Raw genomic sequence first — 14,255 nt, forward strand, 5'->3', positions numbered from 1 at the left:
TCAGGGGGCCGACTCGATCGCGCGGGCCATCCGGACCTGCTCCTCGAGCACGTCGGTGATCCGCGCCTGCACCGCGTCGAGCTGGCCGATGACCTCGCTGGTCGCGTGGATGCCGGCGGTGACCTGGTCGCTGCTGGACTGGATGCCGGCGATCTGGTCCGACACCCGCTGCGTGGCGGCCGCGGTCTCCCGGGCCAGGTCCTTGACCTCGCTGGCGACGACGGCGAAGCCGCGGCCGAGCTCACCGGCGCGCGCGGCCTCGATGGTGGCGTTGAGCGCGAGCAGGTTGGTCTGGTCGGCGATGCCGGAGATGATCCGGATGACCTCGCCGATCGACGTCGACGCCTCGGTGAGCGCGGCGACCTCGGTGGTCATGGCCGAGGCCTGGGAGACGGCCTTCTCGGCGACCTGCCCGGCCGCGGCGGCCGCCTCGCGCAGCCGGTCGACGCTGTCGAGCAGCTCGCGGGAGCGCTGCGCGTCGGCCTCGGCCCGGCGCAGGGTGTCCAGCCGCTGGCTGACCAGCTGCTGCACGTTGCGCAGCGCGTCGGCGCGTGACTCGGACAGCTCGATGGTCTCGGTGACGAAGAAGTCCATCGTCCCGATCACCCGGCCCCCGGCGGTGACGGGGAAGCAGACGCCGGACTTCACGCCGGCGCGCAGGGCGGCGGGCCGGCGCACGCAGTCGGTCACCTCCGCGAGGTCGCGGACGAAGACCAGGTCGCGCCGCTTCCAGGCGCGGCCGGACAGACCCACGCCCTCGGCGAAGCTGGCGGCCAGGGTGACCTTGCGGAACTCCTCGCCGGCCGAGCCGGACTCGAGCTGGAAGCGCAGCACGCCCTCCGCCTCGTCCAGCGCCCAGAACGAGCCGTAGGCCCAGCCGAAGGAGGTGCGCACGCTCTCCAGCGCCGTCCGCAGGGCCGAGGCCTCGTCGGTGGCCTCGCCGACCCGGGTGACGACGGTGGTGACGGCGGCGCGGTCGTCGAGGGTCTCGCGCAGCGCGGAGGTGGCCAGGGCGGCCCGCCGGGCGTGGCCGAGCAGCCGGGTGATGGCCCGCCACTTCTCCCGGCGGACGCCGGAGAAGGGCAGCGGCGTGGCGCTGTGGAACTCCAGCACGGCGGTGACCGCGCCGTCGTCGACGGCGGGGAGGAAGCAGCCCTCCCGCGCGCCGGCGGCCCAGGCGGTCTCCCAGCGCACGCACCCGCCGCGCCCGGCCGGGGCACTGGTCAGGTGGACGGTCTGCCGCTCGCGCAGCGCCTTCCCGCCCATCCCGGCGGACTCGGTCAGCCGGCCGTCCCGCGGCCACGTGGCGGACATGGCCCGGGTGAGCGGGCCGCCCTCCCAGGCGAGGGCGAACGCACCGGTGGCGTCGGGCAGCCAGACCGCGCCGTACCCGAGGCCGCAGGTCTCCACGATGGTGCGGACGACCGCGACGTGGGCGTCGAGCACCGTCGTCATGCCGGAGTCGAGGGCCTCGACCACCTTCTCGAGCGTCTCGACGTCCCGGGGCGTCGCCGTGGTCTCCGGCGTGCCGGACGGGTCCGGGTCGGTGCGCCGCCACATGGTCGTCCTCCGCGGTCGGGGGACCCCGGGTCCCGGGGTCCTGCGCCGAGAGGTTCGGCAGCGCCGTCGCCGACTGCAGCCGGACCGGAGCCGGAATCGCGCCCCGAGACCGGATCGCGACTCAGGCGGCGAGCGCGGGTTGCGTGTACAGCGCCGAGCGCCCGGCCTCCCAGGCGCCGAGCAGGTGCCGGGCGGTGAGCCCGTCGAGGGCGAGGGAGCAGGCCGCGCCGAACAGCACGTCGCCCAGGAGCGAGGGGTCCTCGGCCACCAGGGAGCCGCACATGTCCACCGAGGCGATCTGCTCGTGGACGGCGTCGGCCTCGACGTGCTCGTCGTAGAAGACGGTCGTCGTCCCGTCGTGGCCGAGCCGGCGCAGCCCTGCGGAGTAGCGGCGGCTGGGCTCGGACGAGGTCATCTCCACGCAGGCCAGGTGGCCCAGCGCCGCCCCGCGCCAGCGGCGGTGCAGGCCGAACAGAGACATGGTGTTGACCGAGGTGAACGCGACGGCGGGCGCGTCGTCCCACAGGGCGCCGTAGCCGGCGTCCAGGCCCAGGTCGCGCATCATCCCGGCGAACAGCTCGCTGTGCATGCGCTCGGGGGCGCCGCCGCCGTACTCGTCGGCCTGGATCTCGACCATCGCGGCCTTGGCCCGGCCGGACAGCCGGGGGACGGCGAAGGTGTGCGGGTCGGCCTCCTTGAGGTGGTAGACCGACCGCAGGGTCAGGTACTCGCGCCACTGCTCGGCGGTCCCGCGCTTGGCCATGAACGACGACAGCGACGGGCCGTCGTCGGCGGCGATCAGCGCGGTCAGGTGCTGGTCGACCGGCTCGCCGGTGGGGGAGAGCGGGCCGGTCAGCTCGCGCAGCGCGGCCAGGTGCCGGCGCTCGAGGTGCGCGCGCAGGGTGATGAGGGCGGGGTCCCACTCGAGGGCGTCGTCGACGCCGTCGAGGCCCCGGTAGTGCAGCTCGTAGCACAGCGCCAGCGCCAGCTGCAGGTCGTCGTCGTGCAGGGGGTCGGCCGAGGCGTCCGCGGTGGTGCGGGCGAGGTCGGCGGTGGTAGGGGAGACCGGCCCGGCGAGCAGGTCGTCGCGGAGGGCCGCGGACAGGGGGCCCCGGGCGAGAGGCAGGCGCATGGTCCCGCCCATGCCCAGCGCCGCGCACTTCGATGCACCGTGCGCGATGGGATGTCGCGCATCCGTGGCGGACCGGCGGCTCGCTCGCCGGCAGGTCGTGCACGGCCGCGAGCGGGAGGCGGAGGAGTCGTTCTCCTACGTCGAGCACGAGGTGGAGGCCGGCCGCCGGACGCTGCCCGCGGTCGACGGCACGGCCATCGAGCTCAAGCCGTCGGCCGACATCGGCTACGCGGCGCTCCCCCGGGTGCTGTTCGAGGAGTACCCGTCGCGGGCGGTCCACGGCGCGACGCTGATGATCACCCGGTCGTTCCTCTACGACGCGATCTCCTTCACCTACGTGCTGGTGCCGGGCACCTGCTACGACGTCGGCTCCGGTGACGCGCCGCTGTTCCTCATCGCGTTCGCCGTCGGCAACCTGGCCGGGCCGTTCCTGCTCGGGCACCTGTTCGACACCGTCGGCCGCGAGGAGATGATCGCGGGCACGTACGTCCTGTCCGGCGTGCTGCTGGCGATCACCGCGTGCCCGTTCGACGCCGGTGCGCTCGACGCCGTCACCCAGACGATCGCCTGGCCGGTCGTCTTCTCCTTCGCCTCGGCCGGCGCGAGTTCGGCGCACCCGACCGTCAGCGAGATCTTCCCGCTGGAGGCCCGGGCCGAGGCCATCGCGGTCTTCTTCGCGATCGCCCGGTGCTCCGGCACCCTCGACCCGGTCGTCCACGGGTCGCTCACCGGCGACGGCTCCGAGCCGACCCGGCTGTTCCGGGGGTACCTCCTGGGCGCGGCCGTCACGGTGCTCGGCGGCGTCGTGGCCGCGGTCCCCGGCGTCTCCGCCGAGGGCAGGTCCCTCGAGGACGTCGCCACGCCGTTCGCGGCGCGCCGGCCGGGCACCCGCGCGGAGGGCTCGGCCCGGCCGCGCTGCTGACGCACCGGGACCGACGCTCCCCCGAGCGGACGCGGCGGGCGGGGAGGAGGGTACGGACGTGCCCTTCGACCCGCCCGCCGGCGTGCTCAGCACCGCCGGCGCCGGCGGCTGGACGCTCGTCGAGCCGCTCACCTACCACGGCGAGCGCGACACCTTCGTCGTCCCGGCGGGCTTCCGCACCGACCTCGCGTCCGTGCCGCGGCCGGTGCGGTGGCTGGTCCCGGAGTCCGGGCGGTACACGCTGGCCGCGGTGCTGCACGACTGGCTGTGCCAGGAGGGCATCGCCAGCGGCGTGGTCACCGCGCGGCAGGCCGACGGCATCTTCCGCCGGGCGATGCGCGAGGCCGGCGTCCCGGTGCTGCTGCGCTGGCTGGTGTGGACCGGCGTGCGCTGGGGCGCGCTGACCGACCCGCCGCGGCGGCGCGGCTGGATCCTCAGCGCTCCCGGCGTGCTGGCGATCACCGCGCTGGCGGCGCCGCTGGTGCTGCCGCCGTCGCTGCTGGCCGTCCCGGCCCTGCTCGTCTACGCCGCCGCGGAGCGGCTGGTGTCCGGCGACGCCGGGGTCCGCCCGTGGTCGCGGCCGCGGGCCTGATCCGCCACCCCTCCGTTCCGGAGCTGGTACCGATCCGTCACACTCCCGTCACCGGGCGCAGGTGCGATGACCGGCGTCCCCCTCCGGAACCCCGGGAGTGCCTGCATGAGTCCCTCCGTCCTCCGCCGCACCACGGTGGCCGCGGCCGTGACGGCGACGATGACCGGTCTGGTCGTCGCCGCCGCCCTCGCCCCCGCCAGTGCGGCTCCCTCCACCGCCAACGGCCCGAAGCCGGTCGAGGTCCAGCTCCTCGCCCTCAACGACTTCCACGGCCAGCTCGAGGTGCCGACCGGCTCCGGCGGGCGCATCACGACCGGCCCCGACCCGGACGGCGCGGGCGCCGCGACGGCTCCCACGGTGGACGCCGGCGGTGTCGAGTACCTGTCGACGCAGCTGCAGCAGCTGGCCGCCGAGCAGCGCAAGCACAACACGATCACGGTGGCCGCCGGTGACCTCATCGGCGCCTCGCCCCTGCTGTCGGCGGCGTTCCACGACGAGCCGGCCATCGAGGCCCTGGGCCTGGCGGGGCTGGACTACGCCAGCGTCGGCAACCACGAGTTCGACGAGGGCGCGGCCGAGCTGCTGCGCATCCAGAACGGCGGTTGCCACCCCGTCGACGGCTGCGCCGACGGCACCCCCTACGAGGGCGCGGACTTCCAGTACCTCTCGGCCAACGCGTTCGTCACCGAGACCGGCGAGCCGTTGCTGGCGCCCTATGCGATCGACAACGTGCAGGGGGTGGAGATCGGGTTCATCGGGATGACACTCGAGCAGACCGAGGAGATCGTCAGCCAGCAGGGCGTCGCCGGGCTGGACTTCGCCGACGAGGTCGAGACCGCCAACCGGTACGCCGCGGAGCTGCAGGCGCAGGGCGTCGAGACGATCGTCGTCCTGCTGCACCAGGGCGGTCAGCAGACCGGCGCCGGCTCCTGGGACGTCAACGGCTGCAACGGCCTCACCGGTCCCATCGGCCCGATCGCCGAGGGCATGAGCGACGCCATCGACGTCGTCGTCAGCGGGCACACCCACCAGGCCTACAACTGCGAGCTCGACGGGAAGCTGGTCACCAGCGCCAGCTCGGCGGGCCGGCTGGTGACCGACATCGACCTGACGCTGGACAAGCGCAGCGGCGACGTCCTCACCGCGGCGGCGGACAACGTCATCGTGACGCGCGACGTCCCGGCGGACCCGGCCCAGACCGAGCTGATCCAGCGCTACGACGCGGTCCTCGGGCCGATCGCCGACGAGGTCGTCGGCACCGTCGCGGCCGACCTCACCCGCACGCAGGAGGCGCCGGCCGACGGGGCCGAGTCGACCCTCGGCAACGTGATCGCCGACGCCCAGCTCGCCGACACCCGCGACGAGGGTGCCGTCGCGGCGTTCATGAACCCCGGTGGCGTGCGAGCCGACCTCGGCGCCGGCGAGGTGACCTACGAGGAGGCGTTCACGGTCCAGCCGTTCGCCAACAACCTCGTGACCCTGGACCTCACCGGCACCCAGCTCCAGTGCCTGCTCGAGCAGCAGTTCCAGGTCAACCGGGTGCTGTACGCCTCGGCCGGCGTCACCTACCAGGTGTCGGCGGGCGGGACGGCGGCCGCCGCGGGCGCCGACCCGTGCACCGGCACCAAGGTGCCCGACGCCTCGGTGGCGATCGGCGGCCAGCCGGTCGTGGCCACCCAGACCTACCGGGTCACGGTGAACAACTTCCTCGCCGGCGGGGGTGACGGCTTCACCGTCCTGACCGGCGGCACGAACCCGGTCACCACCTCGATCGACCTGGACGCGTTCACGGCCTACCTCGGCGCGAACTCGCCCGTCCAGGTCCCGGCGCTGGACCGCATCACCGCCACCGCCTGACACGCCTCGTCGCACGCCGGCGGCGGTCCCCACCGAGGGGGCCGCCGCCGGCGCGCGTCCGGGGCCGTCCTGCGCCAGGCTCGCGGCATGACCGACACCTCCGGCCCGCCGTTCCGCGCCGACCACGTCGGCAGCCTGCTGCGCCCCGCGTCGCTGCTCGAGGCCCGCGCCCGGCACGCCGCCGGGGAGATCGACGACGTCGAGCTGCGCGGGATCGAGGACGAGGCGATCGCCGACGTCGTACGGCTGCAGGGCGACGTCGGCCTGCGCACCGCCACCGACGGCGAGTTCCGCCGCGCCTCGTGGCACATGGACTTCATCTACGCCATCGACGGCATCAGCAAGGTGACCGGCGAGGACATCGTCGTCCACTTCAAGAACGCCGACGGGACGATCGACTTCACGCCGGCCGGGCTGCACGTCGACGGGCCGCTGTCGATCCCGGAGCCGGTCTTCGGCCGTGACTTCGCGTACCTGCAGTCGCGGGTGGGGGAGGGGCAGACGGCGAAGCTGACGATCCCCTCGCCGTCGATGGTCCACTACCGCGGCGGCGCGGCCGCGATCGACCCGGCCGTCTACCCCGACGAGGACGCGTTCTGGGACGCGCTGTCGGCGGCGTACGCGCAGCAGGTGCGCGGGGTGGCGGCGCTGGGCTGCCGGTACCTGCAGCTCGACGACACCAGCCTGGCCTACCTCAACGACCCCGCCCAGCGCGCCGAGCTCGCCGCCCAGGGCCGCGACGCCGAGCACCAGCACGAGCGCTACATCCGGCAGATCAACGCCGCGCTGGCCGGCCGGCCCGAGGGCCTGACGGTCACCACCCACATGTGCCGGGGCAACTTCCGCTCCTCCTGGGTGGCCGAGGGTGGCTACGACTTCGTCGCCGAGGCGCTGTTCGGCGGCCTGGAGGTCGACGGCTTCTTCCTCGAGTACGACGACGCCCGCTCCGGCGGCTTCGAGCCGCTGCGCTTCGTCCCGCCGGGCAAGCGGGTCGTCCTGGGCCTGGTGACGACGAAGCGGCCGGAGCTGGAGAGCAAGGACGCGCTCGAGCGGCGGATCGACGAGGCGTCGCGGTACGTGCCGCTGGAGCAGCTGGCGATCTCGCCGCAGTGCGGCTTCTCCTCGACCGTCGAGGGCAACGCGCTGACCCGCGACGAGCAGGTGGCCAAGCTGGCGCTGGTCGTCGAGGTCGCCCTGGAGGTCTGGGGCTACGCCTGAGCCGGCACCGGGTCGCTGCCGCCCGCGCCCGGGCGGCAGCGGCGCAGCCGGTCGAGGGTGAGCCACAGCCCGCGCAGCGCGCCGTGCCGCCGCAGCGCCTCCAGCCCGTAGGTCGAGCAGGTGGGCGTGAACGGGCACACCGGAGGGCGGGTGGGGCTGACCCGCTCCCGGTAGGCGACGACGAGCCGGACCGGCCAGCGCGCCGCCCACGGCGTCCCGGCCGGCGCCGGGGTGACCAGCGCCGCGGGCAGGGCCAGCCAGAGGAGGGTGAACAGGCCGATCGCGTCGCAGCCCTCCGAGCAGCCGTCCCAGCCGTCGCAGGAGTTGCGGGAGGGTCGGGCGGAGCGGCGGCGGCGACGGCGGGTGCACCCCGGGCGGCTGGTCACGGCGGGGCATCGTGCAGGCCGCCGCCGGACCGGGGAAGGGGTTGCTGCACGGGTCGGGCGCGCAACGTCTCGTCCCTCCCGTCCCAGCCGCCCGTGCCGCCCCAGGCGTGGTCCGGTGCCGCGCTCCGGTTGCCGACCCTGGGGACAGGCCCCACGCCCGCGGGGCCCGTCCGGCAGGAGGCCCCGATGTCCGACCCGCAGCACGCGCCGTCCCCCGGCCGCCGCTCCCGCCGGCTCACCGAGCTGCGGGCCGGGATGTCGGTCCTGGGCAGCGCGGCCGCCGATCTCGGCGTCGGCAGCCAGCCTGACGTCCGCGTGCTCCCCGACGGGCGGCTGTGGCTCGACGAGCTCGAGATGGCCGTGTCGGCCGCCGACGTCTACCAGGCCGCCCGCGGGCTGGTCGCCGCCCAGCTCGACGCCATCGCCCACGTCTCCGGCCGCCCGGTCGAGGACCACGCGCTGGCCTGGCTGGTCACGCTGCAGACCAACGAGGTCATGGTCGCGATGGAGGACGAGCCCGCCGTCGACGACGCCGCCTGAGGCGTCACCGGCGCGCCCGCGTCAGGCGAGCGCCCGCGCGACCGCCTCCTCCGCCCGCCGCCGGGCCGAGCCGTCGCCCTCCACCAGCGCGGACAGCACCGACCCGTCGACCAGGGTGACCAGCGTCCCGACGTCGGCCCCCGGGCGGCCGCACCGGTCCAGCAGCCCGGTCAGCGCGGCGTCGGTCCGGGCGCGCGCGTCCCGCAGCAGCGGGCGCAGCACGGGGTGCCGGCTGCAGGTGAGGAGGCGCTCGTAGAGGGACAGCAGCTCCTCGTCGTCGTCCCGGCCGGCGCCCAGGACGACGTCGACGACGTGCCGCGCCGTGGCGGACGCCGACCGCGGACGGCGGGGGAGGGCCGCGACCAGCTCCTCCGCCCGGCCGGTCTCGTCGGCCAGCAGGGCGCCGACCGCCGCCGCGCGCAGCTCGTCGAGCGCGCCGAAGTGGTAGGTGATCGTGCCCAGCGGGATGCCCGACGCCGCGGCCACCGCCCGGTGGGTCAGCGCGTCGGGGCCCCCGCCGGCCACCACGCGCGCCGCAGCCCCGGCGATGGCCGCGCGCCGGGCCGCGCCCCGGGCGGTCGGGGAGCCCATCAGTGCGCCCCCGACGGCGCCGGCTGGAGGGCGACGACCCCGCCGAGGACCAGCAGGATCGCGACGATCCCCACGGTGGTGACCGGGTCGCCGAGCAGCCCCGTGCCGGCCACCGCGGTGCCGCCCGTGCCGATCCCGGTCCAGACCGCGTAGGCCGTGCCGGCGGGCAGCGTCCGCAGGGCCGCGGACGGCAGCAGGGAGCTCGCCGCGGCGCAGGCCACGAAGGCGGTCGACCACCACAGGCGCGTGACGTCCTCCGACTGCTCGAGGGAGACCGCGAAGGCGGTCCCGAACAGGCCGGCGACGACGAGCAGGCCCCAGGCCACGGCGCTCTCCAGGAGTCGTACGGGCGTACGGGACGAACCGTACACCGGTACGGGAGCGGGGGACGTCGTCGTGATCTCCCGCACAGCCGGGATGCGGCGCCGCCGCGTCCGCATTGCTCCCTGGCGTGCAGAACGTCTGGGGACTCACGCGCCGCCGTGAGCTCGACTTCGGCCGGATGACGACCGCCGGCTGTTGACGCCGCCCGCGCCGCCGTCCCCTCCCGAAGAACCCCCGAAAGGCACCTCCGTGCTCGCACGTCTCCGCCGCGTCCCGTTCGCGGCGCAGGTCCTCCTCGCCCTCGCCGTGGGCGTCGCGCTCGGCCTCGTGGCCCGCGACCTCGGCCCCGTCGCCGACGGGACGCCGAACTGGCTCACCAGCACCCTCCAGACCGTCGGCCAGACCTTCGTCACGCTGCTCAAGGTCCTGGTCCCGCCGCTCGTCGTCACCGCGGTGATCGTCAGCATCGCCAACCTCCGCCAGGTCTCCAACGCCGCCCGGCTCGCCGGGCAGACCCTGCTGTGGTTCGCGATCACCGCACTGATCGCCGTCTCCATCGGCATCGGCCTGGGCCTGGTCACCCAGCCCGGCCGCAACAGCAGCGTCGACGCCGCCGCCCAGGCCGCGCCCGAGACCACCGGCTCCTGGTGGGACTTCCTCACCGGCCTGGTGCCGGGCAACGTCCTCGGCCTGCAGGCCTCGGCGGGCGACGACGGCTCGATCGGCCTGTCGTTCAACGTCCTGCAGCTGATCGTCCTGTCGGTCGCGATCGGCGTGGCGATCCTCAAGGTCGGTGAGCCGGCCGAGCCGTTCCTCGGCCTGGTCCGCTCCGCCCTCGCCGTCGTCCAGAAGCTGCTGTGGTGGGTCATCCTGCTGGCCCCGATCGGCACCGTCGGCCTGATCGGCAACGCCGTGGCCACCTACGGGTGGGACTCGCTCGGCTCCCTCGGCGTCTTCGCGGGCTCGGTCTACGCGGGTCTCGCGCTGGTGCTGTTCGTCGTCTACCCGGTGCTCCTGCGCCTGCACGGCCTCTCGCCGCTGCGGTGGTTCGCCGGCGCCTGGCCGGCCATCCAGCTCGCCTTCGTCTCCCGGTCCTCGATCGGCACCCTCCCCGTGACCGAGCGCGTCACCGAGCAGGAGCTGGGCGTGCCGCGCTCCTACGCCTCCTTCGCCGTCCCGCTCGGGGCGACCACGAAGATGGACGGCTGCGCCGCGATCTACCCGGCGCTGGCGGCGATCTTCGTGGCGCAGTTCTTCGACGTGCCGCTGTCGCTCACCGACTACCTGCTCATCGCGCTGGTGTCCGTGGTCGGCTCGGCCGCCACCGCCGGCGTCACCGGCGCGGTGGTCATGCTGACGCTCACGCTGTCCACGCTGGGCCTGCCGCTGGCCGGCGTCGGCCTGCTGCTGGCGATCGACCCGATCCTCGACATGGGCCGCACCGCGGTGAACGTCGCCGGCCAGGCGCTGGTCCCGACGATCGTCGCCCGGCGCGAGGGCATCCTCGACCTCGACCGGTTCCGCTCCGGCGCGGCGTCCGGCCCGGTCGCCGCCGGGACCGGCGAGGTGGACGCCGACCTGCGGCAGCCCGTCACCGCCTGACCGCACCCCGACCCGACGACGGGCCGATGACCTCCCCGCGGAGGTCGCCGGCCCGTCGCCGTCTCCCGGCTCCCCGGCGCAGCCCCGCCGTCCTCACCTGGTCGTGCTCCCGCCGAACGGGGGCGGCGCCGGCGCCGCCGGGCCGCCGGCCAGGACCTCGGACAGCCCGGTGAGGTCGAGCAGCCGCCGGGCCGACCCGCCGGGCGGCAGCACGACCTCCAGGTGGCCGGCCGCGGCGCGCGCCGCCTCGAGCAGCAGGCCGGCGCCGACGCTCGCGACGAAGCCCAGCCGGGTGAGGTCCAGCAGGAGCGGCCGGCCGCCGGTGGCCTCGGCGAGCAGGGCCGTCCGGACCTCCGCGACGCCGGCGAGGTCCAGGTCGCCGGTCAGCTCCAGCCGGCGGCCCCGCGGCGCGTCCCCGGCCACCAGGGACGCGGGGACGCCCACCGCCGGGGCCGACCCCGCGGCCGGCGAGGGCGCCGGCCCCGGCGGCGCCAGCCGGAACCTCAGCGCCGTGCCGCCGGGGCCGGGGACGACGTCCACGCCGCCGGCGAGCGCCGTGATCATGTCCAGCCCGCGGCCGCGGAAGCCGGGGTCGGCGGCCGCCGGCCGCCAGGTGCCGCCGTCGGTGACCGTGGCCGCCACCCCGCCGTCGGGGTCGGCGACGAGCTCGACCAGCACGCGGCCCGGCTCGGCCGCGTCGCGGTAGGCGTGCTCGACGGCGTTGGCCGCGGCCTCCCCGACCGCCAGCTGCAGGTCCCCGGTGGTGTCGGGGGACAGCGCCGCCCCGTGCGCCCAGCGCGACACCTCCCGCCGCAGCCGCGACAGCTGCAGGGGGTCGGCGGGCAGCTCGACGCGCAGGGGGGCGGGGTGCACCCGGGCGGCGAGCACGGCGACGTCGTCGTCGGCGCCGTGGCCGCCGCCCAGCAGGTCGGTGAGGACGCCGTCGACCAGCGCCGGCAGCGGCGCCGTCGCCCGCGCCCCGGCCGCCGCCGCCAGCCGCGCGAGGCCCTCGTCGAGCAGGCTGCCGCGCCGCTCGACCAGCCCGTCGGTGTAGAGCAGCAGCGTCGCGCCCGGGGGCAGGACGCTGACCGCCTCCGGACGCCGGCCGGTGCCGGACACGCCCAGCGCCGGGCCGTGCCCGCCGTCGAGCAGGACGGCCGACCCGTCGGGGGCGACCAGCAGCGGCGGGGGGTGGCCGGCGGTGCTGGCGGCGAGCCGGCCGGTCGCCGGGTCCAGGACCAGGCAGGCGACGGTGGCCAGCCCGGCGCCGTCGATCCGCCCGGCGAAGCCGTCGAGCAGCTCCAGCGCCCGCGCCGGCCCCTCCCCGGTGAGCAGCACGCCGGACAGCGCGCTGGACAGGCGGCCCATCACGGCCGCCGCCGAGGCGCCGTGCCCGACGACGTCGCCCACGACCAGCGCCGTCCGCTCGCCGGGCACGGGCACCACCTCGTGCCAGTCGCCACCGGCGGACGTGCCGGTGACCGCCGGCAGGTAGCGGGCGGTCACGGTGAGCCGGTCGGAGGTGGGCAGGCGGGCGGGCAGCAGGCTGCGCTGGAGCGTGTCGGCCATCTCCCGGCGCACGTCGGCCAGCGCGGCCCGCTCCATCGCCCCGGCGACCTGCCCGGCGACGGTGAGCAGGAACGCGCGCTCGGCGGCGTCGAAGGCCCGCGGCCGGTCGAAGACCACCGCCACCGCGCCGACCAGGCGGGGACCGGCCAGCAGCGGCAGCGACGCCGTCGCCTGGGTCTCCGGCCGCAGGAACGGCGCCATCTCCGGGTAGCCGGACACCAGCGCCTCGCGGTCGGGCAGCCACACCGGGCGGCGGGTGCGGGCGGCCTCGGCCAGCGGGGCCGGCGCGGACAGCCGGATGGTGCTGAACCCGGCGGTCCACCCCGGGGAGTCGCCGTGGACGTCGACGGTGTGCAGCAGCCCGTCCTCGCCGAGGGCGCACACCGCGACCACCGCCGCGCCGAGCGACTCGTGCAGGCGCGCGGTGAGCGCGGCGCCGGCCTCCGCGGCGGTGCCGGCGGCCGCCAGGGCCACGGCGAGGTCGTGCAGCTGGCGCTGCCGCTCGGCCAGCCGCTCGGCGGCCACCGTCGTCGCGACCAGCCGGCCGAGGTCGCCGGCCAGCGTCCGGTCCGCGTCGTCGAAGCGGCGGCCGGGGCCCGCGGCGGCCAGGGACAGCAGCCCGACCCGCTCCCCGCCGGTCACCAGCGGCACCACCAGGCGCGGACCCTCCGGGAGCGGGTCGTCGGGCAGCCGGGCGGGGGCGCGCCCGGTGGCCTCGTCCCGCAGCGCCTCGGTCACCGTGCCCACGACGAACGGCTGCCCGGCCTCCACGGACGGGCGCAGCTCCTCGGGGACGACGAGCAGGGGCACGCCCGTGAGGCCGGGGGCCGCGTCGGCGGGGGCGGCGGCGACGATGCTGTGGCGGTCGTCGTCGCCCCGCAGCCACACCAGGGCGCGGTCGGCGAGCTCGTCGACGGCGAGGGCGGCCACCGCGGCCAGCCGGTCCTCCACCGCGCCCGGGGCGGCCAGCGCCGCGCCGGCGGCCGCCAGCAGCTCCGCGGCCCGTTCCCGGCGCCGGGCCTCGGTGACGTCGAACAGGACCGCGTGCAGCGTGCGGGCGGTGCCGTCCTCGTCGCGGGCGACGTGGCCGAGGTGCTGCAGCCACACCCACCGGCCGTCGGCGCTGCAGACCCGGTAGGTCAGCGTGAAGTCGACCGCGCCGTCGTCCACCTCCCGGCGCACCTGCTCCAGCACGGCGTCGTGGTCGTCGGGGTGCAGGATCCGCGACCACAGCCCCTCGTCGGCCAGCCACTGCGAGGCGGGGTAGCCGAGCAGCTCCTCGGCCCGCTCGTTGACGAAGGTCAGGCGCAGCGTGGCCGGATCGCGCTCCCACACGATCGCGTTGAGGCCCGCGACGGTCGCCTGCAGCCGGGCCACGCTCGCCTCCGCGGCCCGCCGGGCGATCTGCTCGGCGATCCGGCGGGCGGCCTGCGCGGCGAGGGCCGACTCGGTGGCGCGCCGCTCGGTGACGTCCAGGAGACTGCCGCGGACCAGCCGCCGGTCCGGGTCGGGCAGCCGCAGCAGGGTGACCTCGCACGGGACGTCGGTGCCGTCGGCGCGGCGGTGGGTCCAGTCGAAGCGGGGCCGCTCGCCGGCCAGCGCCCGGTCCAGCTGCGCCGTCGCCGCCTCCCGGGAGGACCGCCCGTCGGGCTGCACCGGCGGGCTGACCTCGACCGGCCCGACCTGCAGCAGCTCCGCCCGGCCCATGCCGAACAGCTCCTCGGCGGCCCGGTTGACCGTGACGAACCGGCCCGCGTCGAGGTCGAGGATCACGACGGCGTCGGGGGCGTACTCCACCAGCGCCCGGTACCGCCGCAGCTCCACGCGGTCGTCGTGCGCTGTGGTGTCGGGTCGATCCGGCGCGTCGGACGCGTCCACGGCGTCTCCCGTCGATCGGGTGCCCGCCCCGCGTCTGAGCCGCTCCCCGGCATTCTGCCTCGCCGGACGCCGTCTGCGAACCCC

Annotated in this window: 12 protein-coding genes; 6 read left to right on the top strand and 6 right to left on the bottom strand. The window is 76.3% G+C overall.

Annotated elements, in window-relative coordinates; genetic code table 11:
- Together ACI8AA_RS00140 and ACI8AA_RS00145 are read right to left on the bottom strand one after the other, a co-directional pair.
- Complete coding sequence (locus ACI8AA_RS00140; RefSeq protein ID WP_457042495.1) at positions 1–1,560, bottom strand: methyl-accepting chemotaxis protein; 1,560 nt, start codon at positions 1,558–1,560, stop codon at positions 1–3.
- A 121-nt stretch (positions 1,561–1,681) separates the two neighbouring features.
- Positions 1,682–2,692 carry an iron-containing redox enzyme family protein gene (locus ACI8AA_RS00145; RefSeq protein WP_457042496.1) on the bottom strand — a complete coding sequence of 337 codons (1,011 nt, stop codon included), beginning with the start codon at positions 2,690–2,692 and terminating at the stop codon, positions 1,682–1,684.
- Positions 2,693–2,756: 64 nt separating this feature from the next.
- Between ACI8AA_RS00145 and ACI8AA_RS00150 the strand changes: the two genes are divergently transcribed.
- The 4 genes from ACI8AA_RS00150 to ACI8AA_RS00165 all read left to right on the top strand — a co-directional run bounded on the left by ACI8AA_RS00150 (position 2,757) and on the right by ACI8AA_RS00165 (position 7,281).
- On the top strand, positions 2,757–3,614 hold the full coding sequence (locus ACI8AA_RS00150; protein WP_457042497.1) for an MFS transporter: 858 nt from the start codon (positions 2,757–2,759) through the stop codon (positions 3,612–3,614).
- A 58-nt stretch (positions 3,615–3,672) separates the two neighbouring features.
- On the top strand, positions 3,673–4,206 hold the full coding sequence (locus tag ACI8AA_RS00155) for a DUF1353 domain-containing protein (RefSeq protein WP_457042498.1): 534 nt from the start codon (positions 3,673–3,675) through the stop codon (positions 4,204–4,206).
- Between the two features lie 105 nt (positions 4,207–4,311).
- Positions 4,312–6,063, top strand: a complete 1,752-nt coding sequence (locus ACI8AA_RS00160; RefSeq protein ID WP_457042499.1) for a bifunctional metallophosphatase/5'-nucleotidase — start codon at positions 4,312–4,314, stop codon at positions 6,061–6,063.
- 87 nt (positions 6,064–6,150) lie between these two features.
- The gene (locus tag ACI8AA_RS00165; RefSeq protein WP_457042500.1) at positions 6,151–7,281 is read left to right on the top strand and encodes a 5-methyltetrahydropteroyltriglutamate--homocysteine S-methyltransferase; all 1,131 of its coding nucleotides are present in this window, start codon (positions 6,151–6,153) and stop codon (positions 7,279–7,281) included.
- On the opposite strand, the gene yidD is transcribed toward ACI8AA_RS00165, so the two are convergent.
- Entirely contained in the window at positions 7,272–7,667 is a 396-nt protein-coding gene (gene yidD, locus ACI8AA_RS00170) for a membrane protein insertion efficiency factor YidD (protein ID WP_457042501.1), read from the bottom strand. The two genes, ACI8AA_RS00165 and yidD, sit on opposite strands and share 10 nt — an antisense overlap.
- 186 nt (positions 7,668–7,853) lie before the next feature.
- Between yidD and ACI8AA_RS00175 the strand changes: the two genes are divergently transcribed.
- On the top strand, positions 7,854–8,207 hold the full coding sequence (locus tag ACI8AA_RS00175; RefSeq protein WP_457042502.1) for a hypothetical protein: 354 nt from the start codon (positions 7,854–7,856) through the stop codon (positions 8,205–8,207).
- Positions 8,208–8,228: 21 nt separating this feature from the next.
- On the opposite strand, the gene ACI8AA_RS00180 is transcribed toward ACI8AA_RS00175, so the two are convergent.
- The gene (locus ACI8AA_RS00180) at positions 8,229–8,798 is read right to left on the bottom strand and encodes a TetR/AcrR family transcriptional regulator (protein ID WP_457042503.1); all 570 of its coding nucleotides are present in this window, start codon (positions 8,796–8,798) and stop codon (positions 8,229–8,231) included.
- Positions 8,798–9,124, bottom strand: a complete 327-nt coding sequence (locus tag ACI8AA_RS00185) for a DMT family transporter (protein ID WP_457042504.1) — start codon at positions 9,122–9,124, stop codon at positions 8,798–8,800. The genes ACI8AA_RS00180 and ACI8AA_RS00185 overlap by 1 nt, the downstream gene beginning before the upstream one ends.
- 247 nt (positions 9,125–9,371) lie before the next feature.
- On the opposite strand from ACI8AA_RS00185, the gene ACI8AA_RS00190 reads away from it, so the two are divergent.
- Positions 9,372–10,724, top strand: coding sequence for a dicarboxylate/amino acid:cation symporter (locus tag ACI8AA_RS00190; protein ID WP_457042505.1), 1,353 nt, complete (start codon positions 9,372–9,374; stop codon positions 10,722–10,724).
- A gap of 93 nt (positions 10,725–10,817) precedes the next feature.
- Here ACI8AA_RS00190 and ACI8AA_RS00195 read toward each other — a convergent pair whose 3' ends face one another.
- Complete coding sequence (locus ACI8AA_RS00195; protein WP_457042506.1) at positions 10,818–14,171, bottom strand: SpoIIE family protein phosphatase; 3,354 nt, start codon at positions 14,169–14,171, stop codon at positions 10,818–10,820.
- Positions 14,172–14,255 lie beyond the last annotated feature (84 nt).

This window comes from Geodermatophilus sp. SYSU D01180 (genome assembly GCF_054050415.1).

Bases quoted from the DNA above. Each gene is read 5' to 3' on its own strand.
- ACI8AA_RS00140 (WP_457042495.1), bottom strand. From the start codon at position 1,560: ATGTGGCGGCGCACCGACCCGGACCCGTCCGGCACGCCGGAGACCACG.
- ACI8AA_RS00145 (WP_457042496.1), bottom strand. From the start codon at position 2,692: ATGCGCCTGCCTCTCGCCCGGGGCCCCCTGTCCGCGGCCCTCCGCGAC.
- ACI8AA_RS00160 (WP_457042499.1), top strand. From the start codon at position 4,312: ATGAGTCCCTCCGTCCTCCGCCGCACCACGGTGGCCGCGGCCGTGACG.
- ACI8AA_RS00165 (WP_457042500.1), top strand. From the start codon at position 6,151: ATGACCGACACCTCCGGCCCGCCGTTCCGCGCCGACCACGTCGGCAGC.
- ACI8AA_RS00175 (WP_457042502.1), top strand. From the start codon at position 7,854: ATGTCCGACCCGCAGCACGCGCCGTCCCCCGGCCGCCGCTCCCGCCGG.
- ACI8AA_RS00180 (WP_457042503.1), bottom strand. From the start codon at position 8,798: ATGGGCTCCCCGACCGCCCGGGGCGCGGCCCGGCGCGCGGCCATCGCC.